This is a genomic window from Amycolatopsis sp. NPDC051716 (assembly GCF_040681595.1).
In the GTDB taxonomy this organism is placed as follows: Bacteria; Actinomycetota; Actinomycetes; order Mycobacteriales; family Pseudonocardiaceae; genus Amycolatopsis.
Genome location: NZ_JBFAZA010000029.1, coordinates 111837 through 134230, shown reverse-complemented (window position 1 = coordinate 134230; position 22394 = coordinate 111837). Strand labels below are relative to the sequence as shown.

The window sequence follows — 22394 nt, the reverse complement described above, 5'->3', positions numbered from 1 at the left end:
CGCCCGGTCCCATTCCGAACCCGGAAGCTAAGCCTGACAGCGCCGATGGTACTGCAACCGAAGGGTTGTGGGAGAGTAGGACACCGCCGAACTTACCTTCCGTACGGCCCGTTAGGATAGCCAGTTGGCTGCCCTGACGGGCCGTACGCGTATGTCCAGAACAAGATTTTTTCCATGGCAGGAGGCCAGGTGTCCGAGTTCGGTCGACGAGACTCAAGCGATGATGGGTCCGGCCGGTCGGCACGCCGGGACGAAGGCTCCCGGGGCCGATCGGACGGATCCGGGGGAGACCGGCGCGGCGCGCGGCAGGACCGCGGCGGCCGCGACAGCACGCACCAGGGGCGCCCGCGCCGCGACGACCACGGGGTCCGCGGCGGCGGCAAGCCCTTCCGCGGCGGCGACGGTCCCCGCGACCGCGATCAGCGCGGAGGATCCGCAGGTCAGAGCCGCAGCGGCGGCCGCAGCTTCAGTGACCGCGACGACCGCAAGGGCGGCTACGGCAACCGCGACTCCGCCGGCCGCCCGTCCGGCGGCCGCCCGGGTGGCAGCCGCTTCTCCGACGGCCCGAGCCGCTCCGGCGGCGGCCGTTCCGACGACCGTGGCACCGGCCGGCCGGGGAGCCGGTACGAGGACCGGGGCAACAGCCGTTCGGGCACCCGCAACGACAGCTCGGGCCGCGGCTACGAAGACCGGGGCGGCCGGCCGCAGGGCAAGTCGTCCTACGGCGACCGCAAGCCCCGCTGGGAGGACCGCGGCGGTTCCGGCCGCCGCGACGACGACCGTGGCAGCCGCCCGGGAGGTTTCCGTTCGGACGACCGCGCCCGCGGCGGCCAAGACCGCGACGATTCGCGCGGCGGCGCCCGGACGGGTGGTTTCCGTTCGGGTGGCAGCGACCGTCGCGACAGTTCGAGTGGTGGTTACCAGCGCCGCGACGACCGGGGCGGCAGCACAGGTGGCTTCCGTTCGGGTGGCAGCGACCGTCGCGACGATTCGCGTGGCAGCTATCAGCGTCGGGATGACCGCGGTGGCAGCACCGGTGGCTTCCGCTCAGGCGGCAGCGACCGTCGCGACAGTTCGAGTGGTGGTTACCAGCGCCGCGATGACCGCGGTGGCAGTACTGGCGGATCGCGCTCGGATGACCGCGGTGGCAGCACCGGCGGTTTCCGTTCGGACGATCGCGGCCGTGGTGGCAGCGACCGTCGCGACGATTCGCGTGGCAGCTACCAGCGCCGCGACGACCGGGGTGGCAGCACCGGTGGCTCCCGCTCCAGCGGCAGCGACCGTCGCGACGATTCGCGTGGCAGCTACCAGCGCCGTGATGACCGCGGTGGCAGCACCGGTGGCTTCCGCCCGGATGACCGGGGCCGTGGTGGCAGCGACCGTCGCGAAGACTCCCGTGGCAGCTATCAGCGTCGCGATGACCACGGTGGCAGCACCGGTGGCTCCCGCTCCGATGACCGGCGCGATGATTCGCGCGGTGAGCGTGGCGGTTACCAGCGTCGCGACGATGACCGTGGTACCCGGACGGGTGCTGCCCGTTCGGATGACCGCGGGCGCGGTGGCAGCGACCGCCGAGACGACTCGCGTGGCGAGCGCAGCAGCTACCAGCGGCGCGACGACTCCCGCAGCGACAGCCGTGGCCAGAGCGACCGGCCCCGCCGCGACCCGCGGCCGAAGGTCGGCGCCCCGCTCGACGACGAAGCGCTCGCCCGGGAGCTCCTCGAAGCGCCCGAGCTTCCCGAAGACATCGAGTTCTCCGACCTCGACGAGGAAGCCCGCCGCGAGCTGCGGACGCTGCCGAAGGGCTTGGCCGAGACCGTCGGGAAGCACCTCGTCGCCGCCGGTGGGTTGATCGACAGCGATCCCGAGGCCGCCCTCGAGCACGCCAAGTACGCCAAGGCCAAGGCCTCGCGCGTGCCGATCGTGCGCGAAGCCCTCGGCCTGGTCGCCTACCACGCCGGCAACTGGTCCGAAGCCCTCTCCGAACTGCGGGCCGTCCGGCGGATGACCCGCAGCGACGACCACATCGCCATCATCGCCGACGCCGAGCGGGCGCTCGGCCGTCCGGAGCGGGCGCTCGACCTCGCGAAGGAAGCCGACACGGCGAAGCTCGCGAAGGCCGTCCAGGTCGAGCTCGCGATCGTCGCGGCCGGGGCGCGGCGGGACCTCGGGCAGCTGGACGCCGCCGTCGTCTCTCTGCAGGGTGACGACCTCAAGGCCGAGAAGCGCGACCCGTGGAGCGCGCGGCTCTTCTACGCCTACGCCGACAACCTCGCGGCCGCCGGGCGCAAGGACGAGGCCATCCGGTGGTTCCTCAACGCCGCCGAGGCCGACGCCGAGGACGAGACCGACGCCGCGGAGCGCGCTGCCGACCTGTCGAACGAGAACGCCGACGAAAAGGCCACCAAGGAAAAAGCCGCCGAGGAAAAGGACACCGAAGCGACCGATGAGTGACGCCCTCCTCGCGGCCTACGACGCGGTCCTCTTCGACCTCGACGGCACCGTCTACCACGGCGCACGGGTGATCCCGGGTGCCCCGGAGACGGTGCGGGCCGCGCGGGAGCACGGCACGCCCGTCCGGTTCGTCACGAACAACGCCTCGAAGGCGCCGGACGAGGTCGTCGCGCACCTCACCGAGCTCGGCATGCCCGCCGAGACCGGCGAGGTGCACACCAGCGCCCAGGCCGGCGTCCAGTTGCTGAAGGAACGGCTCGAGCCCGGCGCCGAGGTCCTCGTCGTCGGGACCGAGTCGCTCGCCGCCGAAGTCTCCGGGGCCGGCCTGACGCCGGTGCGGGAGAACGGCGACGGCGTCCGGGCCGTGGTCCAGGGGCACTCGCCGGACAACACCTGGGCCGCGCTGGCCGAGGCCTGCCTGGCCATCCGCGCCGGCGCGCTGTGGGTGGCCTGCAACGTCGACACGACGCTGCCCAGCGAGCGCGGCCTGCTGCCCGGCAACGGCTCGATGGTCGCCGCGCTGCGCACCGCCGCCGATGTCGAACCGCTGGTCGCGGGGAAGCCGCAGCCGCTGCTGTTCGACACCGCCGCGCGGTCGGCCGGTGCGGAGCGGCCGCTGGTCGTCGGCGACCGGCTCGACACCGACATCGCCGGCGCGGTCGCCGCGGGCATCGACTCCCTGGTCGTCCTGTCCGGCGTGGCGACGCCGAAGCAGCTGATCGAGGCGGTCCCGGCCGAGCGGGCCACCTACCTCGCCCACGACCTCACGGCGCTCACCCAGCCGGCCGAAGACCTCGAGATCGGTCCCCGGCCGGGCTGGACCGTCAGCACCGAGGGCGGCGTCCTCACCGCGACGGGTGACGGCGACGACCTGGACCTGCTCCGGGCGCTCTGCCACACGGCCTGGGAAACCGGCGTCACGGAGCTCGGCGGCGACGCCGAGGCGCGGCTGGGCGACCGCTGACTGATACCGTTTGCACTGTGCAGGACCATCCCTTTCCCGTCCCGGGCCCGCCGCCCGGTTCGTTCTCGCAGCAGACCGACCCGCGGGCCGGCATCGACGAAGCCGTCGCCGGGCTGGCCGATCTGGACGCGCTGCCGCTCGCGGAGCACGTCGAGCGCTTCGACGCCGTCCACACCGAGCTGACGGTCGCCCTGTCCAGCATCGACAAGGTCTGATCGGCGTGCCCAAGCGGGCCCGCCTCGACGCGGAACTGGTCCGGCGCGGCCTCGCGCGCTCGCGCGAGCAGGCTTCCGCCCTGATCGCCGGCGGCAAGGTCACCGTCCGCGGCATGGTCGCGACCAAGCCCGCCACCGGCGTGGAATCCGGCGCGCCGATCGTCGTGAAGGACGAAGACGACCCCGGCTGGGCCTCGCGCGGTGCGCACAAGCTCCTCGGCGCCCTGGCGGCGTTCACGGACCTGAGCGTCGAGGGCAAGCGCTGCCTCGACGCCGGCGCGTCCACCGGCGGCTTCACCGACGTCCTGCTCCGCCACGGTGCCGCGACCGTGATCGCCGCCGACGTCGGCCGGGGGCTGCTCGACTGGCGGATCCGCACCGACGAACGGGTCGTGGTCATGGACCGCACGAACGTCCGCAACCTCACCCCCGAAGATCTCGGGGGCCAGGTGGACCTGATCGTCGGGGACCTGAGCTTCATCTCGCTCAAGCTCGTGCTGCCCGCGCTCGCCGCCTGCGCGCGCGAAGGCGCCGACCTGGTGCCGATGGTGAAGCCGCAGTTCGAGGTGGGCAAGGACCGCCTCGGCAGCGGCGGCGTCGTCCGCGACCCGGAACTGCGGGCCGAGTCCGTGCTCACCGTCATCGATGAGGCCGCGAAACTCGGGCTCGCGCTGCGCGGGGTGACCGCCAGCCCGCTGCCCGGGCCGTCCGGGAACGTCGAGTACTTCGTGTGGCTTACGAAAGCCAACGTGGCCGAGTCCACTGTGGACACGGTAGACAGGTCTGAGGCCGAGCGGCTCGTCCGGACCGCCGTCGAGGAAGGGCCCGCATGACCACCGAACGTGAAGTGCTCCTGCTGGTGCACCCCGATCGCGAAGCGACGGGCGAAGCCGCGCGCGAGGTTTCGGCGCGCTTCGCCAAGGCCGGCATCCGGATCCGGGTGACCGAGCACGACGTCTGCGCGCTGATCAGCCCCGAGGAGCACGGCCTCGGCGCGACCTGCACGGTCGTCGACCCGGACGACAACCCCGCCGACGGCGTCGAGCTGGTCTTCGTCCTCGGCGGCGACGGCACGCTGCTGCGCGCGGCCGAGCTGGCCCGGCCGGCCGGCGTGCCGGTGCTGGGCGTGAACCTCGGGCGCGTCGGCTTCCTCGCCGAAGCCGACTCCGACGCGCTGGCCGACACCGTCCAGCGGGTGGTCGACGGCGACTACCAGGTCGAAGAGCGGATGACCATCGACGTCTCGGTCACCCACGACGGCGAAGAGGTCGCCCGCACCTGGGCGCTCAACGAAGCCAGCGTCGAGAAGAGCACCCGGGAGCGGGTGCTGGACGCGCTGATCGAGGTCGACGGCCGTCCGGTGTCCGCCTTCGGCTGCGACGGTGTGCTGTGCGCCACACCGACCGGCTCGACCGCGTACGCGTTTTCGGCGGGCGGCCCGATCATCTGGCCGGACGTCCAGGCGCTGCTGGTGGTGCCGAGCAACGCGCACGCGATGTTCGCGCGCCCGCTGGTCGTCTCCCGCGACTCGGTGATCACCGTCGGGATCGACCCGGACGGCTCGTCCGCGGTGCTGACCTGCGACGGGACCCGGCCCATCGATCTGCTGCCGGGCGCCCGGGTGCGGGTGACCTGCGGCAAGACCCCGGTGCGGCTGGTCCGGCTGTGGGACGGCCCGTTCACCGACCGCCTGGTCCAGAAGTTCTCCCTGCCGGTGAAGAGCTGGCGCGAGCGGCACGCGCGTCCCTGCGACTGACTCCCGCTCGGCGCAATATTCGAACATATCGGCGACGCGCCGGGGTAGCGGGCGCGCAGAGTGTCGGTGGTGGCCGCTACCGTAGGCGGCGTGCTGGCCGAGATGCGCATCCAGGGCCTCGGAGTCATCGAGGACGCCCTGCTGGAACTGCACGCGGGCTTCACCGTCGTGACCGGTGAGACGGGTGCGGGCAAGACCATGGTCGTCACCGGACTGCACCTGCTGTCCGGGGGCCGAGCCGAGGTGTCCAAGGTCCGGACGGGAATGCTCAAAGCGTTCGTCGAAGGGCGGTTCACCTACGCCGGCGTCGAAGGCGCCGAGCGGATCGTCGTCGATTCGGGCGCGGACGTGGACGAGGACGGCAGTGTGATCGCGCTGCGCGCGGTCGCTGTCGACGGGCGGTCCCGCGCCCACCTCGGCGGCCGGTCCGTGCCGGTCGGCGTGCTCGCGGAGCTGTCGGAACAGCTGATCGCGGTGCACGGGCAGAACGACCAGCTGCGGCTGCTGCGGCCGGCCGAGCAGCGCGCGGTGATCGACCGGTTCGCCGGCGACTCGGTGGCGAAACCGCTGCGCACGTACCAGGAGATCCGGTCGGAGTGGCTGGCGGTGATCGCGGAGCTGACCGAGCGGTCGACGCGCTCGCGCGAGATGGCCCAGCAGGCCGACCTGCTCAAGCACGGGCTGACCGAGATCGACGCCGTCGCGCCGCAGCCGGGCGAGGACGTCGAGCTCACCGACCAGATCAAGCGGCTCGCCGCGGTCGACGAGCTGCGCGCGACGGCGACCGAAGCGCACGTCGCGGTGTCCGGCTCCCCGGACGGCGACCCGGACGCACCGGGCGCGATGGGCCTGGTTTCGGAGGCGCTGCGGCGCCTTTCGACGGCGGAGGACGCCGCGCTGCGGGAGCTGGCGCCGCGGCTGGAAGAGGCGTCGGTGCTGCTCACCGACGTCGGGGCCGAGCTGGGCAACTACGTCGAGACGCTGGACGCAGACCCGGCGCTGCTGGAGAAGGTGCTGGCCCGCCAGGCCGACCTCAAGCGGCTGACGCGCAAGTACGCGGCGGACGTCGACGGCGTGCTCGCCTGGGCCGACGACGCCCGGCGCCGGCTGGAAACCATGGACACGTCGGAGGAGGCGCTCGCCGAGCTGGCGCTGCGGCGCGACCAGCTCGCGATCCAGCTGGCCGCGCACGCGTCCGAAGTGTCGGCGGCGCGAGTCGACGCCGCCGCGGCGCTGGCGGCGGAAATCACCAGTGAGCTGTCCGGGCTGGCGATGGGCCAGGCGGCGATCGAGGTGACGGTCGAGCAGCGCCCGGCCGAGCACGGCGACACGCACGCGCTGACCATCGACGGCCGCGCGGTGCACGCGGGCCCGGACGGCGTCGACGACGTCGAGCTCCTGCTGCGCGCGCACGACGGCGCGCCGCCGCTGCCGGTCCACAAGGCCGCCTCGGGCGGCGAGCTGTCGCGGGTGATGCTGGCGATCGAGGTCGTGCTGGCGCACGCGGACACGGTCCAGACACTGGTGTTCGACGAGGTCGACGCGGGGGTCGGCGGCCGCGCGGCGGTCGAGATCGGCCGCCGCCTGGCCCGGCTGGCCCGCACCCACCAGGTTCTGGTGGTGACGCACCTGCCGCAGGTCGCGGCGTTCGCGGACCAGCACCTGGTGGTGGACAAGGGCCACACCGGCGGGGTGACGCGAAGCGGTGTGAAGAACCTGAGCCAGACCGAGCGGGTCAGCGAGCTGGCCCGGATGCTCGCCGGCATGGACAACGAGACGGGCCGGGCCCACGCGGAGGAACTGCTGGCCACGGCGGAGAAGGACAAGACGGAGTTCGAGCCGAAGAAGAAGCGCGCGGCGAAGAAGAAGTAGCCGCACTGGGGTTGCCGGGCTGGGCGGCCGCTCAGTCGCCGAGGCTGGTGCGGATCGCGCCGAACACCTCCGCCAGCTCGCGCGCCTGTTCACCGGTCATCCGGTCGGCGAAGTGCCGCTGCACTCCGCGCACGTGCGTGGGCCAGGCCGCCTCCAGCGCCGCCAGGCCCTCGTCGGTCAGCACCACCAGCGTGGACCGGCGATTGGCGGGGTCCGGCTCCCGGCGGGCGTAACCCGCCGACTCGAGGCCGTCGACGATTCGGGTCAGACCGCTGGGGCTGTGCACCAGGGCGTCGGCCAGGTCCTTCATGTGCAGCCGCCGTTCCGGGGCCTCCGACAGCTGCACCAGTGCGTCGTACGTGCGGTGCGACATCCCGTGCGCGGCGCGCAGCTCGGCGTCCAGCACCCGCAGCAGCAGCGCCGAAGACCGCAGGAATCCCCGCCACGCCGCGTCGTGCTCGGGGGAAAGGCTCACCCCGGAAATACTACTCGCACGAACAGTTGTTGTGCGGACTGTTCGCTTGCGAAGAAAGGACCCAGAATGCGCGCGGTGGTACTCCGGGAGCCCGGTCCCGTCGAAAACCTCGAACTCACCGAACTTCCGCTCCCCGAGGTGAAACCGGGCTGGGTCCGGATCGCCGTCAAGGCGTTCGGCCTCAACCGGTCCGAGCTGCACACCCGGCTCGGGCTGGCCGACGGCGTCACCTTCCCGCGCGTGCCCGGGATCGAGGCCGTCGGGATCGTCGACGCCGGCGGTGACTTCACGCCCGGCCAGCAGGTCGCCACCATGATGGGCGGCATGGGCCGCACCTTCGACGGCGGCTACGCCGAATACACGCTGGTGCCCGAAAACCAGGTCATCCCGTTCCGCTCGGGCCTGCCGTGGGAGGTCCTCGGCCAGGTGCCGGAGACGCTGCAGACCGCGTACGGCTCGCTCACCACCGGCCTCGACCTGCAGGAAGGCCAGACGCTGCTGATCCGCGGGGGCACGTCCGCGCTCGGGTTCGCCACCGCGACCCTGGCGAAGGACCTCGGCGCCACCGTCTTCGCGACCACCCGGCAGCCCGGACGCCTCGAAACCCTGCGTGAACACGGCGTCGACCACCCCCTGCTGGACGACGGAAATGTCGCCGAGCAGGTCCGGAAGATCGCTCCCGGAGGCGTCGACGCCGCGCTGGAACTCGTCGGCACCCCGACCCTGCCGGACACGTTGAACGCCACCCGCGTGCACGGGACCGTCTGCTTCAGCGGCATGCTGTCCAACCAGTGGACGATCTCGAACTTCTATCCGATCGGCTACCTTCCCACCGGCGTGCGGTTGACCGCTTATGGTGGTGAGGCGGACGACCTGCCGGCCTCCGTCCTCCAGCGCCACCTCGACCGGATCGCCGACGGCGAAGCGACCCTCGGCCCGGCCAAGGTGTACGCCATGGACGAAATCCGGCAGGCGCACGACGACTTGGAGCACAACCGGACGGCGGGCAAGCTCGTCGTGCTGACCGGCCGAGCGGAGGGAGCCGCCCCGTGATCCTGCCGCCGCCCGCCGATGTCGAAGCCCAGCTCGCCGCCGCGCGGCGGGACGGCGACCTCGACCGCTACCTCGGCCTGCTCGCGGGCGAGGAGCTGTTCGTGCCGATCCGGCGGGTGGACGCCCGCAGCATCCTCGACGAGCGGGCGGAGACCTTCCCGAACGTCTACTTCGAGACCGGCGGCGACGAGTTCCTGCAGGTCTTCAGCCGCGGCGCGCTGCCGGACTTCGGCTCGGACGTCGTGGCCATGAGTGGCGCGCTCGACTGGGCGGTCGACGGCGTCGGGCGGCACGAGCGCGTGGTGTTCAACCGCGGCACCCGCGCCGAGTGGCGGCTGCCGGGGGCGACGCTGCAGCCGTGGCTCGACGCGCACGCGGGCGACGTCACGCCGCTCGAGGAGCAGGTCGAGCGGCTGATCACCGCGCCGTACGGGCACCTCGAGGGGTCGATCGCGCACGCGCTGGCCTGCGGCGCCCACCTGGCCGTGCTCAACGCGGCGCCCTGGAACCTCCTCGACGGCCGCTACCACGACTACGTCGCCGAGGTGCGCAGCCTGCGGGACTGGTGGGGCGTGCCCGACCCGGCCGGCTGGCGCGCGACCATGACCGACCTGGTCGGCGACGGCTACGCGCTGACGCCCGGCAACCTGGTCCTCATGCTGCGCCTGCGGTTCGCCGCCGAGTACGGGCTGCCGGGGGCCGAGTTCGACCCGCTGACCTGGGCGCAGCTGGTGGACCGGTGGTGCGCGGAGAACGACGCCGCCGACCAGGCCGACGAGCTGCGGGACACCGTCCGCCGGGTGTCCCGGTACGAGCGGCGGCTGCGCGCCGACGGTCTGGTCGACCCGGACGGCTGCGTGACGACGGCGCTGTCCTGGGACGTCGGCCGGGCGGTCACCATCGCCCGCGGCGGCTTGGCGGCCGGGTACTGCGACGCGCTGAGCGCCGAGCTGATGGTGCTCGAAGCCGGTTCCCTCGCCCGCCGCTACCACCAGTCATGGGCCGACCTGTCGGCGGGGTACGTCATGGGCCGGGTGCTGGACGCCGGCGAGGACGAGTTCGGCGAGTGGTACCCGGCGGCCGTGCGCGTCCACCACCAGCTCCTTCAGGATCCGGCCAGCCCCTGGCTGAACCTCGATTTCGGCTCGTTGTCGGAGGAGTCCGAGGCCTGACCCGTGCGGGGGAGGTCACCACAATGAGTCACCCAGGCTACGGCGTGGCGTACCTCGTCCCACGAGCAAATTTGTCACCATCGGCCACATGAAGCTCACGGGTCTGCTCACGCGGAATCAAGAACCCCTGCCGGGGATCACCGGGGTCGCCCGGGTCGACCGCCGCACCCGGGAGCTGCTGCGCCGGATCAGTCCGGGCGACATCGTCGTGCTCGACCAGCTGGACCTCGACCGCGCGACGGCCGACGCCCTGGTCGAGGCCGAGGTCGCGGGCGTGGTCAACGCGTCACCGTCGATCTCCGGCCGGTTCCCCAACATGGGCCCGGAGATCCTCGTCGCGGCCGGCATCCCGCTCGTCGATTCGGTCGGTGGCGAGCTGCTGCGCTCGATCAAGGACGGCACGAAGCTGCGGCTGCTCGACGGCATCGTCTACATCGGCGAGCGGCAGGTCGCCTCGGGTATCGCGCAGACCGTCGAGAGCGTCGCGGACCAGATGATCGAGGCCAAGGCCGGGATGTCGACGCAGCTGGAGGCGTTCTCGGCCAACACGATCGAATTCCTGCGCCGCGAGCGCACCCTGATCCTCGACGGCGTCGGCGTCCCCGAGCTGAAGGTGCCGCTGCGGGACCGGCACGTGCTGGTCGTCGCGGGCGGCAACGGGCACGCCGAGGACCTGAAGAAGCTCAAGAAGTACATCGTCGAGCACCGCCCGGTGCTGATCGGTGTCGACGCCGGCGCCGACACCCTGCGCGTGCAGGGCTACCAGCCGGACGTCGTCGTCGGCGACCCCACCGGCATCGGCACCGCGACCCTGCGCGGCGGCGGCGAGGTCGTCGTGCCCGCCCAGCCCGACGGGCACGCCCCCGGTGTCGAGCGCATCCAGGACCTCGGCATCGGCGCGGTGACGTTCCCGGCGTCCGGCAACGCCGAAGACCTCGCCCTGCTGCTGGCCGACGCGCACGGCGCGACCCTGGTCGTCACCGTCGGCTTCCAGGCCACGCTGCGCGAATTCCTCGACCACGGCCGGTCCGGGTCGAACCCGTCGACGTTCCTGACGCGGCTGAAGCTGGGCACGAAGCTCGTCGACGGCAAGGCGGTGGCGACGCTGCACCGCAACCGGGTGTCGATCGGCGCGGTCGTCCTGCTCGTCCTCGCCGCCGTGGTGGTGGTCGCCGCGGCGCTGCTGGTGTCCGACGTGGGCTCGGTTTACCTCGACTGGCTCCGGCACACCTGGAATTCGTTCTTCGCCTGGGCCAAGGGATTGTTCACGTGATTTCGCTGCGCTACCACGTAGTTTCCATCGCCGCCTGCTTCCTCGCGCTGGCCGTCGGCGTCGTGCTCGGCTCGACGGCGCTCAACGGCTCGCTGCTGTCCGGGCTGGCGGGGGAGAAGAAGGACCTCGGCAGCCAGGTCGCCGACCTGGAGGCGCAGCGCAACGCGCTCAACGCCCGGCTGGCCGACGCCGACGCCTTCGCCGGCTCGATGGGCCCGAAGGTCGTCGCCGGCGTGCTCGACAAGCGGTCGGTCGTGCTGGTGACCACCGAAGACGCGCGCCCGGCCGACCGGGACACGATCAAGCAGCTGATCGGCCAGGCCGGGGCCGCGGTGACCGGTGAGGTGCAGCTGACGGCGGCGTTCGCCGACCCCGGGAAGGCCGACCAGCTCCGCGACGTCGTCACGCGGCTGCAGCCGGCCGGTTCGAAGTTCCCGACCGCGGGCGACTCGGGCACGCTCGCCGGCGCGCTGCTCGGGTCGGTGCTGCTGCTGGACAAGACCACGGCGAAACCGCAGTCCTCGCCGGAGGAGCTGGCGGCCGCGCTGAGCGGCCTCACCGACGGCGGGTTCGTCAAGGCGAGCCAGGACGTCAAGCCGGCGCAGCTGGCGATCGTGCTCACCGGCGCCCAGGCGACCGGCGACGGCGCGGGCGACCGCGCGGCGACGATCGCCCGGGTCGCGACGCAGCTCGACCGCAGCGGCGCGGGCGCGGTCCTGGCGGGCGACGCCGGTTCCGCGGACGGCACCGGCGCGCTGGGCGTGGTCCGGGCGGACACGTCGGCGACGTCGATCCTGTCCACAGTGGACAACGCGGACACGTCGGCGGGCCGGGTGAGCACGGTGCTGGCGCTGAAGGAACAGCTCGACGGCGGCGCGGGCCGCTACGGCGTGGCGGGCAACGCGCAGGCCCCGGCGCCGGGCGTCACCGCACCGGCCGGCAACTGACCCGGCCGGCGCTGCTTCAGCTGACGAGCTCGTATTCGTGTGAAGCGTTCTCGGCGGCGAGGCTGCCCAGATCCCCCTCGCCGCCGGGGTTGTAGGTGTGGTTCGACCCGCCGAAGTTGCTGTTGTAGTACACCTTCACCACCCAGATGCTGGTGAGGTTCTTGGCCGAGCGGCGTTGTTCTTGATGCACTCCCCGTAGCCGGCGCGACCCGGGGTCTTGAACTCGTAGCAACCCGGCTGGGTGCTGCCGTAGTTCGCGACCGGCCCGTCGAAGTCCGACACGTCACCGCGCCGGCCGGGAACTGACCCGGCCGGCGCGGGGCCGGTTCACTTCAGGGGCGGGTCGAGCGGGAAGCAGGACACCCGCACCGGCCACGTGTCGCCGCCCGCGGGCAACGGCATCTGCTTGAGTGCCCTCGCCGCGTCCGTGTCGTGGGCTTCCTCGGCCGCCGCGTGGAAGATGTCCGCCGCGATCGACTGGTCGAACACGCCGATCTGCTGGTGGGGCCAGACTTCCGCACCGTGCAACGCGGCCGGGATCAGCTGGTCGACGACCTTCCGCAGCGTCACGCCGTTCGCCGCCCGGTACTTCCAGACGTCGACGCCCAGGTTCTTGCCGACCTCCGCCAGGCGGCCCCACGCCGTCAGGTTGAAGTTGACGTAGTGCCACGACATCGTGCGCGAGAGCTCGAGCGGCTGGCTGCCGTCCGCGGCGAACTGCACCGGGAACCGCTGCCGCTCGGCGTCCAGCACGATCTTCTTCGCTTCGGACCGCTTCCCCAGGTACGCCGAGATCGTCGCGTTCTGCATGTCGAGGAACGTGCCGTGGTTGTTGGTGGCGGCCAGTTCCAGCTTGGCCTGCGGGCTGGTCTGCATCCAGCTCAGGTACTGCGTCAGCCACGCCTTGATCCCGGAGCGGTCCGTCCCGGTCCAGCCCGGCGCGCCGCCGTCGAGGAGCGCGAACGCGTCCATCAGCTGGCTGAACGACTGGGTGGAGTCGATGATCCCGGTGCCGCTCACGGTGTTGCGGCACGGCACGATCTGCGAATACGTCATGTTCGGGTTCATCCGGGTGGCCGGGTCGAGGAACCACGTCCGGATGTCCAGCGCCGCCCGCTTCGCGTACTTCGCGTCCCCGGTGTAGTACCAGGCCAGCGAGAGGTAGTACATCGCGTCCCAGGCCCACATCCGGTAGGTGTGGTCGGTGATCGCGTCGGCCTCCGGGTTGCGCTGGCCGTCCTTGCTGACGTACGGGCAGCCCTGCGGGTTCTCCGGCGTCTTCGGCTGGCTCGCCCACCAGTAGGGCGCCTGGCTCGTGTAGTCGTGCTTGTCGCCGCTCGGCGGCGCGGACGGCTTGTCCATGACCGACCACGGGCCGGCCGTGAGCGCGGTGTCCGCCTTGGCCAGCACCGCCTTCAGCGCGTCACGCTGGGCCTTGGTCGCGTGGCCACCCCGGATCGCTTGCTTGACGTTCGCGAGCTTGGCGCCGTCGGTGAGGACGGTGTGCGGCGGGGACGCGGCCACCGCCGTCCCGCTCACCGGGACCAGGACCACGCTCATCGACAACGCCAGTGCGCCCAACACCCTTCGCACTTCGACCGCCCTTTCGGGGACGTCAAAATCCCCACTCGTCACCGGGCGGCGGTACGGCTGCAGGGATTCTGACCGGGCGGAGCGGCGGGTGTCAATCAGGCCAGGTGCGGCGCTTGTCCAGCGGCTTCGCGTAGGACCCCGCGCGGCTCGTCTTGAGCCCGAGCGCCACCAGCGACTCCGCGAGCCGGACGGCGGCCGCGACGCCGTCGATGACGGGAATGTCCAGCATCGTCGCGATCTTCCGGTCCAGCCCGGTCATCCCCGCGCAGCCGAGCACCAGCACCTCCGCCCCGGCGTCCCGCGCGCGGCGGCCGGCGGTGAGCAACGCCGACTCGGTCCGGCGGCCGTCGGTCAGCTCCAGCACGCCGAGCCCGGCGCCGGTGACCGTGACGCAGTTCTGCGCCACGCCGGCGGTGTGCAGGCTGTCCTCGATCAGCCCGCACGTCCGGTCCAAAGTGGTCACCACGCCGTAGCGGCGGCCGAGCAGGCAGGCCAGGTGCGCGGCGGCCTCGGTGATGTCGACGACCGGGACGTCCAGCAGCTCGCGCGCGCCCTCGCGGCCGTGCTCGCCGAAGCCGGCGAGCACGACGGCGTCGAACGGTTCGTCCAGGCCCCGCAACAGGTCCAGCACGGCCGCGGCGGACAGGAAGCTGTCCAGCCAGCCCTCGGCCGACTCCGGGCCCCAGCGCGGCGTCCGGGCGAGGATCTCGGTGCCGGGGCTCGCGGCCGCGCGGGCCCCGGCTTCGATCTCCTTCGTCATCGCCTCGGTGGTGTTGCAGTTGGTGACGACGATCCTCATCGATGCTTCCTGGAAACCGCGAAGTACAGGGCAGCCGACGACGCCGTGCCGATGAACCACGAGTACGGCGCGGCCGGCGCGAAGTACGGCACCAGCGCGATCACCGCGGCGAGCGCGGCGGTCGGGAAGAACGTCACCAGCGCACGCGGGTTCACCCGCGGGTAGCTCCCGCCGTCGACGAACAGCTGCGCGACGTCGACCTTGCCGCGGCGGATCAGGTAGTAGTCGACGATCATGATGCCGAACAGCGGGCCGAGGAACGCGCCGAGCCCGCCGAGGAAGTAGTTGACCACCGCCGGCGAGGAGTACAGCTTCCACGGCAGCACGCACAGGGCCGCCACCGCGCTGATCATCCCGCCGACGGTGAAGCTGATCCGCTTGGGCCAGATGTTGGCCAGGTCGTAGGCGGGGGAGACGAAGTTGGCGACGATGTTGACGCCCATGGTGGCGACCGCGAACGTCAGCGCGCCGACGATGAGCACCGGCGTGTTGTGCACCTTGGACAGCAGCTCCGCCGGGTCGGTGATCGCCTCGCCGAACACCTGCATGCTGCCCGCGGTGACGACCACCGACAGCAGCGCGAACGCCGTCGAGTTGATCGGGAGGCCCCAGAAGTTGCCGCGCCGCACGGTCTTCTGGTCCGGGGCGAAGCGGGAGAAGTCGCAGAAGTTGAGCATGAGCGTGCCGTAGGTGGCCAGGATGAGCCCGGCCGCGCCGAACCACTGCCGGATCTGCTCGCCGGTGGACAGCTGCTTCGGGCTGCTGGTGAAGGAGATGTTCCAGTGCCCGGCGGCGAGGATCCAGACGGCGAGCGCGATCATCACGACCCAGATCGCCGGGCCGCACCAGTCCTGGAACTTGCGCACCGACTCCATGCCGCGGGTCAGGATCAGCGCCTGGACCGCCCACAGCGCGACGAAGCAGATCCAGCCGAGCGCGTGCAGGCCGAGGAAGCCGTGTTCGGTCAGGGGTTTCAGGCCCGGGTCGATGGCGAGCACGAGCAGCGTGATGGCGACGCTCGCGAGGTAGGTCTGGATGCCGTACCAGAAGATCGCGATGACCGCCCGGATCAGCGCGGGCAGGTTGGCGCCGAACGTGCCGAAGCTGATCCGCGCCACGACCGGGAACGGCACGCCGGTGCGCTGGCCGATCCGGCCCATCAGGTTCATGCCGGCGTAGATGATGACGAACCCGAACAGCAGCGCGGTGAACACCTGCCAGGCCGACAGGCCGAGCACGAACAGGCCGGCCGCGAAGGTGTAGTTGCCGAGGTTGTGCACGTCGGACATCCACAGCGCGAAGATGTCGTAGACCTTCCACCGGCGTTCCTTCGCGGGGCCCAGGTCTTCGTTCCAGAGGCGCGGATCGGGCGGCGGGGTGGTTTCCTGCGAGGGTTCGGTGAGCGGGGCGGCGGTCATGCTGGGCCCTCCGATCGACGTGCGGCGACGACGATTTGGGATACCAAACTTTGGAATCCCAAATATCACCCCGACGTCCGCCCGAGTCAACCCTCCGGCCGATAAACTCGGGTAACGGCCGGTTACGGCGGTGTTGAAGGAGGGGCGCGGTGAACGAGCGGCAACCCCTCGCGGCCACCCGGCAGCGGGTGCGCGAGGAGCTGCGCGAACGGATCCTGACCGGCCGGCTCCGCCCGGGTGACCGGCTGGTGGAGCGCGAGCTGGCCGAGGACCTCGGTGTCTCCCGCGTCCCGGTGCGTGAAGCCATCCGCAGCCTGGAGGCCGAAGGGTTCCTCGTCGTCCAGTCGCCGCGCCGGGTCGTCGTCCGGCAGCTGGCCCGGGTCGACGTCGAGGAGCTGTTCGACGTGCGGGAGGCCCTCGAAGGGCTGGCCGCCGGGCTGGCGGCGGCCCGCGCGGGCGCGGCGGAGCTGAAGCGGCTCGACCGCGTGCTCGCCGACGCCGCCCGCGCGACGGCCCGCGGTGACGCGGCCCGGATCACCGCGCTGAACTCGCGCTTCCACGACGAGATCGTCGCCATCGCGGGCAACGCGCTGCTGACGACCATGCTCCAGCCCCTCGAAGGCCGGCTCCGCTGGCTCACGAGCCAGAACGAGCACTGGACCGAACTGCTCGACGAACACCGGCGGCTCTACGAGGCGATCGCGTCGGGGGACGCCGAGCGCGCCAAGGCTTCCGCGGTGGAGCACGTGCGAGTCAATCGGGACGTCACGCTGACGTCGCTCTTTCCCCAGGTCACAGCTTGATGACGAAGGTCACGCTGCGTACCTGACAACTCACGCGTTAACATGGTCGCGGAGCCCTCGCTCCTCGAGCGGCAGTGGCATATCCGACAATGCGGAACTGCCCGGCCAACAGGCGCTTCCCAGCGGCTTCATGGGAAATTCACAGAATGGGTGGCAAGTCTGACAACGTGAACCACGCCGACGACGGTGCCGGATCGGCGGCACGATGACGACTGCCCAGGCCACGCTCGAGGCCCCCGCCCGCGCTACGAGACCGGGCGGCAAAGCGCCCTACCTCCACCAGATCGACCTCTTCCGGTTGGTCACGTTCGCCTGCGTCATCCTCATCCACGTGGTGGGCGCGACGAACTTCGCGCAGGACGTCGGGGCCAACGCCGTCGAGACGCCGCTGCACTTCACCCGGGAAGCCTTCTTCGCGCTCACCGGGTTCGTGCTGGTGTTCCAGAACCGCCGCCGCGAGATCACCGCGGGTGACTTCTGGCGGCGGCGGCTCCCGCTGGTCGCCACGCCCTACCTCGCGTGGTCGATGTTCTTCTGGGCGTACGGCCTGGTGACCGGGGAGCAGCAGCCGGGCTCGCTCGAGGCGTCGATGCGCCTGCTGCTCAAGGACCTCGTCACCGGCGGTGCCTGGTACCACCTGTACTTCCTGCTCGTGACGATGCAGGTCTACCTGCTGTTCCCGGCGCTGATGAAGCTGCTGCGGGCGACCGGGGGCAAGCACAAGTGGCTGCTGCTCGGCAGCGGTCTGCTGCAGGTCGGCGTGACGCTGTTCATGACCTACCAGCCGCTCGGCGTGAGCTACGAGACGATCACCCACCTGTACGGCACGATCCTGCCGTACCAGTTCTACACGCTGTTCGGCGCCGTGGTGGCCATGCACTTCGAGGCCGTGCACGCCTGGGCCGGGCGGCACCGGCTGCTGCTCGGCGGCGCGGTGGTGGCGGTGCTGGGCGGCACCGAGTGGTACTACTTCCGGACCGTCCACAGTGGAACGTTCCCGCAGGTGGCCAGCGACCCGTTCCAGCCGTACCTGATCCCGTGGTTCCTCACCGTGATCGCGGCGATCTACGCGCTGGCGACGAGGTGGGCGGCGCGCCGCCGGGAAGGCAGCCGCGGGGCCCGGGTGGTCTCGTGGGCGGCGAACCGGTCGTTCAGCATCTTCCTCGTGCACCCGCTCGCGCTCGCCCTGCTCGGCCCGGCGATCCCGCACGTCGCGGAGCGGTTCGGCGCGCCGTGGCTGAGCGTGATCATCTACGCGGGGACGATCGCCCTGACCGTCCTGATCGTGGAGGTCCTGCGGCGGCTGCCGGGGAGCCGGGCGCTCACCGGCCGGCCGCGGCTGCGTCCGGTGAAGGTTGCGGCTTAAGTCACCCGGGTGGGTGGCTCAGGTCATATCCGGGGTCCCGGGCATGTCTGAGCGCGCGGATCCGCAGCGGTGGGATATGCTGGCGGCCCGTGGGACTTCAGTCACGGGCAACCAAGTACGTTTTTGTCACCGGAGGCGTTGCCTCCTCTCTGGGTAAGGGACTCACGGCTTCCAGCCTGGGTCAGCTCCTTACCGCACGCGGGCTTCGCGTCACGATGCAGAAGCTCGACCCCTATCTCAACGTCGACCCCGGGACGATGAACCCGTTCCAGCACGGTGAGGTGTTCGTCACCGACGACGGCGCCGAGACCGACCTCGACATCGGCCACTACGAGCGGTTCCTCGACCGTGATCTCGACGGCAAGGCCAACGTCACCACCGGCCAGGTCTACTCCGAGGTGATCGCCAAGGAGCGCCGCGGCGAGTACCTCGGCGACACCGTGCAGGTCATCCCGCACATCACCGACGAGATCAAGGCGCGGATCACCGCGGCCGCCGAGCCGGACGAGAACGGCCAGTCGCCGGACGTCGTCATCACCGAGGTCGGTGGCACGGTCGGCGACATCGAGTCGCTGCCGTTCCTGGAGGCCTGCCGCCAGGTCCGCCACGACGTCGGCCGGGACCACTGCTTCTTCCTGCACGTCTCGCTGGTGCCGTACCTGGCGCCGTCGGGCGAGCTCAAGACGAAGCCGACCCAGCACTCGGTCGCCGCGCTGCGCAACATCGGCATCCAGCCCGACGCGCTGGTCTGCCGGGCCGACCGGGAGATCCCCGAGGACCTCAAGCGCAAGATCGGCCTGATGTGCGACGTCGACACCGAGGCGGTCATCGCCTGCCCGGACGCGCGGTCGATCTACGACATCCCGAAGGTGCTGCACGGCGAGGCGCTCGACGCCTACGTCGTCCGCCGCCTCGGGCTGCCGTTCCGCGACGTCGACTGGACGGTGTGGGGCGACCTGCTCGACCGGGTGCACAACCCCAACGAGATCGTGCGGATCGCGGTCGTCGGCAAGTACATCGACCTGCCGGACGCCTACCTGTCGGTCACCGAGGCCCTGCGCGCGGGCGGGTTCGCCCACCGCGCCAAGGTCGAGATCGTCTGGGTCGCCTCCGACGACGCGCAGACCGCGTCCGGGGCCGCTTCGGTGCTGTCCGATGTGGACGGTGTGCTGATCCCGGGCGGGTTCGGCATCCGCGGCATCGAGGGCAAGGTGGGCGCGATCGAGTACGCGCGCACCCGCGGCGTCCCGCTGCTCGGCCTGTGCCTCGGCCTGCAGTGCATGGTCATCGAGGCCGCCCGGCACCTGGCCGGCATCGAGGACGCCGGCTCGTCGGAGTTCGACGAGAACACCGAGCACCCGGTGATCTCGACCATGGCCGACCAGCGCGACGTCGTCGCGGGGGAGCGGGATATGGGCGGCACCATGCGGCTCGGCGCCTACCCGGCGAAGCTCAAGGCGGGTTCGCAGGTCGCGAAGGCCTACGGCACCACCGAGGTCTCCGAGCGGCACCGGCACCGCTACGAGGTGAACAACGCCTATCGCAAGCAGCTCGCGGACGCGGGCCTGGTGTTCTCCGGCACGTCGCCGGACGACCGCCTGGTCGAGTTCGTCGAGCTGCCCGCCGACAAGCACCCGTTCTTCGTCGGCACCCAGGCACACCCCGAGCTCAAGAGCCGCCCGACCCGGCCGCACCCGCTGTTCAGCGCGTTCGTCAAGGCCGTCGTCGACCGCAAGGTCGCCGAGCGGCTGCCGGTCGAGCTGCCCGAGGCCCCGGTGGCGGCCCGATGACCGCGCCGGGCGAGCACGAGTTCAGCGTCGCGGCCAGCCGGGACGTCCACATCGGACGCGTCGTCGGCCTGCGCGTCGACGACGTCGTGATGCCGGGCGGGGACACCGCGGTCCGCGAGGTGATCGAGCACCTCGGCGCGGTGGCGATCGTCGCGCTGGACGAGGACGAGCAGGTCACGCTCATCCACCAGTACCGGCACCCGATCGGGCACCGGCTGTGGGAGCTGCCCGCGGGCCTGATCGACCACCTCGGCGAGGACCCGGTCGGCACGGCCAAGCGCGAGCTGGTCGAGGAGGTCGGCCTCGCCGCGTCGGACTGGGTGACCCTGGTCGACGTCGCGGCGTCGCCGGGCTTCACCGACGAGGTCGTGCGGGTGTTCCTGGCCCGTGGGCTGTCCGATGTGGACCGCGAGGTGCTCGGCGAGGAGGAGGCGGACCTGGTCATCCGCAAGTTCCCGCTCGCCGAGGCGGTCCGGATGGCGCTGGCGGGCGAGCTGCTCAACGGCGCCACCGTCTCCGGCGTGCTGGCCACCCACGCGGTGCTGACCGGCGTGGCTCCGGCCCGCCCGGCGGACGCCCCGTGGGAGGACCGCCCGACGGCGTTCGCCAAGCGCAAGCAGTCCTGACCCGAAGCGCCCCAATGTGGCCTTGGTTGCGTCTGACGCACCCAAGGCGGCCTTCGGTGCGTCAGACGCACCGAAGGCCACATTGGGGCGCTCGGTCAGGGGCGCAGGGGGCGGCCTTCGGCGTCCGAGCCGCCGTTGACCAGGAGCACGATGCCGTCGATGATCGGCCACAGCACGCCGACGCCTGTGCAGAACGTGGCGAAGAGCTGAGCCACGCCCAGCGCGGTCTGGCCGGTGTAGAACCGGCCGACGCCGAAGGGCAACACGATCTGCAGCACGCCGGCCACCGTCTTGGACCGGGGCGAGTACGGCATGGGCATCGACGGCGCGTACGGCACCGGGACCGGTGGCGCGTACGGGTCCGGCCCGTACACCGGAAGCGGCGCGGTGTTCTGCGGGTACGGCGGTGCCGGCGGCACCCCGAAGAACCCCGGGTGCGGCTGCGGGAGGTCGCGGAACAGCGGCCGCAGGTCGCCCAGGGTGGTCGCCGCGTAGGCGTCGGTCACCCGCGTCTCGTACTCGTCCGGCGTGATGCGGCCCATGCCGAAGTGGTCGGCGAGCAGCCTCGCGGCTTCTTCGCGCTCGGCCGTCCCGATGCGGAGTTCGTCGGACCCCATGGCTCCACGGTAACCGCGTGCCGCCGGGAACGGGGTTTCTCCCGGGTCACGACCGCCGCGCGGCCTAAGGTGACGGCGTGGTAGCCGCGGGCAGCACCGACGGCGTGATCGCCGCGTACCTCGACCACCTGGTCGTCGAACGCGGGACGGCGCGCAACACCCTGGACAGCTACGCCCGCGACCTGCGCCGGTACGCCGCGCACCTGGACGGCCTGGGCGTCGCGAAGATCGCCGACGTCACGTCCGCGCACGTCACGGCCTTCGGTGCCGCCCTGCGCGAGGGCGACGACGAGCACCAGCCCCTGGCCGCGTCGTCGGCCGCCCGCGCCCTGGTCGCCGTGCGGGGCCTGCACAAGTTCGCGCACGCCGAGGGCCTCACCGAGCACAACCCGGCCCGCGAAGTCCGGCCGCCGACGCCGGCGAAGCGGCTGCCCAAGGCGCTGCCGGTCGACGACGTGCTGCGGCTGCTCGAGACCCCGCCGCCCGACGGCGAGCGCCCGCTGCGGGACCGGGCGCTGCTGGAACTGCTCTACTCCACCGGGGCACGGATCTCCGAGGCGGTCGGCCTGGACGTCGACGACGTCGACGACACCGAGCGCACCGTGCTGCTCGACGGCAAGGGCGGCAAGCAGCGGCTGGTGCCGATCGGCCGTCCGGCGCTCGCCGCGCTGAGCGCCTACACCGTCCGCGCGCGGCCGGCGCTCGCGGCTCACGGCCGGGGCACGGCGGCGCTGTTCCTCAACGCCCGCGGCAGCCGGCTGTCGCGGCAGAGCGCGTGGCAGGTCCTCAAGGACACCGCCGGGCGCGCGGGCATCACCGCCGTCGTGTCGCCGCACACCCTCCGCCACTCCTTCGCCACGCACCTGCTCGAAGGGGGCGCCGATGTCCGGGTCGTCCAAGAACTCCTCGGCCACGCCTCGGTGACGACGACCCAGGTGTACACGCTGGTCACGGTCAACACCTTGCGCGAGGTGTACGCCACGGCGCACCCGCGGGCGTTGGGCTAGACGGCCCTATATCCATCCATGCCCCCGCCACCACCCTCAACGGAGGCGCTGCGCGCCGCTGTGTTTTCCCCGAAGGGCCTTGCCGGCCTGCACCGACGGTCGAGTGACATTGACCCGTCGAGTCCGGCGCGTTGCTTTGCCGGGGCTCCGACTCCGGACATAGGCTGCGGCGACGCTGACGAACAAGGAGCTTT

General features: G+C 71.7%; 22 protein-coding genes and 1 rRNA gene. 16 read left to right on the top strand and 7 right to left on the bottom strand.

Features of this window, described 5'->3' with window-relative positions:
* Positions 1–92, top strand: a 5S ribosomal RNA gene (gene rrf, locus AB0M30_RS33215); the annotation flags it as partial.
* A 955-nt stretch (positions 93–1047) separates the two neighbouring features.
* On the opposite strand, the gene AB0M30_RS33210 is transcribed toward rrf, so the two are convergent.
* Entirely contained in the window at positions 1048–1884 is an 837-nt protein-coding gene (locus AB0M30_RS33210; RefSeq protein WP_364591991.1) for a hypothetical protein, read from the bottom strand.
* Between AB0M30_RS33210 and AB0M30_RS33205 the strand changes: the two genes are divergently transcribed.
* From AB0M30_RS33205 to recN, 6 genes are all read left to right on the top strand, one after another.
* Complete coding sequence (locus tag AB0M30_RS33205) at positions 1849–2454, top strand: hypothetical protein (protein ID WP_364591988.1); 606 nt, start codon at positions 1849–1851, stop codon at positions 2452–2454. The genes AB0M30_RS33210 and AB0M30_RS33205 overlap by 36 nt on opposite strands.
* Positions 2447–3418, top strand: a complete 972-nt coding sequence (locus AB0M30_RS33200) for an HAD-IIA family hydrolase (protein ID WP_364591985.1) — start codon at positions 2447–2449, stop codon at positions 3416–3418. Before AB0M30_RS33205 ends, AB0M30_RS33200 begins: the two co-directional genes overlap by 8 nt.
* Positions 3419–3435: 17 nt before the next feature.
* Entirely contained in the window at positions 3436–3633 is a 198-nt protein-coding gene (locus tag AB0M30_RS33195) for a hypothetical protein (protein ID WP_364591982.1), read from the top strand.
* A 5-nt stretch (positions 3634–3638) separates the two neighbouring features.
* Complete coding sequence (locus tag AB0M30_RS33190; protein WP_364591979.1) at positions 3639–4466, top strand: TlyA family RNA methyltransferase; 828 nt, start codon at positions 3639–3641, stop codon at positions 4464–4466.
* Positions 4463–5389 (top strand): NAD kinase, encoded by a 927-nt coding sequence (locus tag AB0M30_RS33185; protein ID WP_360179843.1) that lies wholly within the window; start codon positions 4463–4465, stop codon positions 5387–5389. The genes AB0M30_RS33190 and AB0M30_RS33185 overlap by 4 nt, the downstream gene beginning before the upstream one ends.
* A 90-nt stretch (positions 5390–5479) precedes the next feature.
* Positions 5480–7261 carry a DNA repair protein RecN gene (gene recN, locus AB0M30_RS33180; protein ID WP_364592009.1) on the top strand — a complete coding sequence of 594 codons (1782 nt, stop codon included), beginning with the start codon at positions 5480–5482 and terminating at the stop codon, positions 7259–7261.
* 31 nt (positions 7262–7292) lie between these two features.
* On the opposite strand, the gene AB0M30_RS33175 is transcribed toward recN, so the two are convergent.
* Positions 7293–7736 (bottom strand): MarR family transcriptional regulator, encoded by a 444-nt coding sequence (locus AB0M30_RS33175; protein WP_364591975.1) that lies wholly within the window; start codon positions 7734–7736, stop codon positions 7293–7295.
* A 66-nt stretch (positions 7737–7802) separates the two neighbouring features.
* Between AB0M30_RS33175 and AB0M30_RS33170 the strand changes: the two genes are divergently transcribed.
* From AB0M30_RS33170 to AB0M30_RS33155, 4 genes are all read left to right on the top strand, one after another.
* Positions 7803–8789, top strand: a complete 987-nt coding sequence (locus AB0M30_RS33170) for a zinc-binding alcohol dehydrogenase family protein (RefSeq protein WP_364591972.1) — start codon at positions 7803–7805, stop codon at positions 8787–8789.
* Positions 8786–9961, top strand: a complete 1176-nt coding sequence (locus AB0M30_RS33165; protein WP_364591969.1) for a DUF1266 domain-containing protein — start codon at positions 8786–8788, stop codon at positions 9959–9961. Before AB0M30_RS33170 ends, AB0M30_RS33165 begins: the two co-directional genes overlap by 4 nt.
* An 88-nt stretch (positions 9962–10049) precedes the next feature.
* Entirely contained in the window at positions 10050–11234 is a 1185-nt protein-coding gene (gene steA / locus AB0M30_RS33160) for a putative cytokinetic ring protein SteA (RefSeq protein WP_364591966.1), read from the top strand.
* Positions 11231–12181: a copper transporter gene (locus tag AB0M30_RS33155; RefSeq protein ID WP_364591963.1), complete on the top strand. Its 951-nt coding sequence runs from the start codon at positions 11231–11233 to the stop codon at positions 12179–12181. The genes steA and AB0M30_RS33155 overlap by 4 nt, the downstream gene beginning before the upstream one ends.
* Before the next feature lie 16 nt (positions 12182–12197).
* Here AB0M30_RS33155 and AB0M30_RS33150 read toward each other — a convergent pair whose 3' ends face one another.
* The 4 genes from AB0M30_RS33150 to AB0M30_RS33135 all read right to left on the bottom strand — a co-directional run bounded on the left by AB0M30_RS33150 (position 12198) and on the right by AB0M30_RS33135 (position 15991).
* Entirely contained in the window at positions 12198–12371 is a 174-nt protein-coding gene (locus AB0M30_RS33150; protein ID WP_364591960.1) for a hypothetical protein, read from the bottom strand.
* A gap of 137 nt (positions 12372–12508) precedes the next feature.
* Positions 12509–13774, bottom strand: a complete 1266-nt coding sequence (locus tag AB0M30_RS33145) for an alginate lyase family protein (RefSeq protein ID WP_364591957.1) — start codon at positions 13772–13774, stop codon at positions 12509–12511.
* Between the two features lie 91 nt (positions 13775–13865).
* Positions 13866–14573 (bottom strand): aspartate/glutamate racemase family protein, encoded by a 708-nt coding sequence (locus tag AB0M30_RS33140; RefSeq protein ID WP_103338594.1) that lies wholly within the window; start codon positions 14571–14573, stop codon positions 13866–13868.
* Entirely contained in the window at positions 14570–15991 is a 1422-nt protein-coding gene (locus AB0M30_RS33135) for an NCS1 family nucleobase:cation symporter-1 (protein ID WP_364591954.1), read from the bottom strand. Before AB0M30_RS33135 ends, AB0M30_RS33140 begins: the two co-directional genes overlap by 4 nt.
* A 149-nt stretch (positions 15992–16140) precedes the next feature.
* Here AB0M30_RS33135 and AB0M30_RS33130 point away from each other — a divergent pair, with 149 nt between their 5' ends.
* The 4 genes from AB0M30_RS33130 to AB0M30_RS33115 all read left to right on the top strand — a co-directional run bounded on the left by AB0M30_RS33130 (position 16141) and on the right by AB0M30_RS33115 (position 20576).
* The gene (locus AB0M30_RS33130; RefSeq protein ID WP_364591951.1) at positions 16141–16794 is read left to right on the top strand and encodes a GntR family transcriptional regulator; all 654 of its coding nucleotides are present in this window, start codon (positions 16141–16143) and stop codon (positions 16792–16794) included.
* Positions 16795–16999: 205 nt separating this feature from the next.
* On the top strand, positions 17000–18160 hold the full coding sequence (locus AB0M30_RS33125; protein ID WP_364591948.1) for an acyltransferase: 1161 nt from the start codon (positions 17000–17002) through the stop codon (positions 18158–18160).
* A gap of 89 nt (positions 18161–18249) precedes the next feature.
* Positions 18250–19950 carry a CTP synthase gene (locus tag AB0M30_RS33120; protein WP_364591946.1) on the top strand — a complete coding sequence of 567 codons (1701 nt, stop codon included), beginning with the start codon at positions 18250–18252 and terminating at the stop codon, positions 19948–19950.
* On the top strand, positions 19947–20576 hold the full coding sequence (locus AB0M30_RS33115) for an NUDIX hydrolase (protein WP_364591943.1): 630 nt from the start codon (positions 19947–19949) through the stop codon (positions 20574–20576). Before AB0M30_RS33120 ends, AB0M30_RS33115 begins: the two co-directional genes overlap by 4 nt.
* Positions 20577–20671: 95 nt before the next feature.
* Here AB0M30_RS33115 and AB0M30_RS33110 read toward each other — a convergent pair whose 3' ends face one another.
* Positions 20672–21193, bottom strand: coding sequence for a DUF1707 domain-containing protein (locus AB0M30_RS33110; protein WP_364591941.1), 522 nt, complete (start codon positions 21191–21193; stop codon positions 20672–20674).
* A gap of 104 nt (positions 21194–21297) precedes the next feature.
* Between AB0M30_RS33110 and xerD the strand changes: the two genes are divergently transcribed.
* The gene (gene xerD, locus AB0M30_RS33105; RefSeq protein ID WP_103338639.1) at positions 21298–22200 is read left to right on the top strand and encodes a site-specific tyrosine recombinase XerD; all 903 of its coding nucleotides are present in this window, start codon (positions 21298–21300) and stop codon (positions 22198–22200) included.
* The last annotated feature ends 194 nt before the right edge of the window (positions 22201–22394 follow it).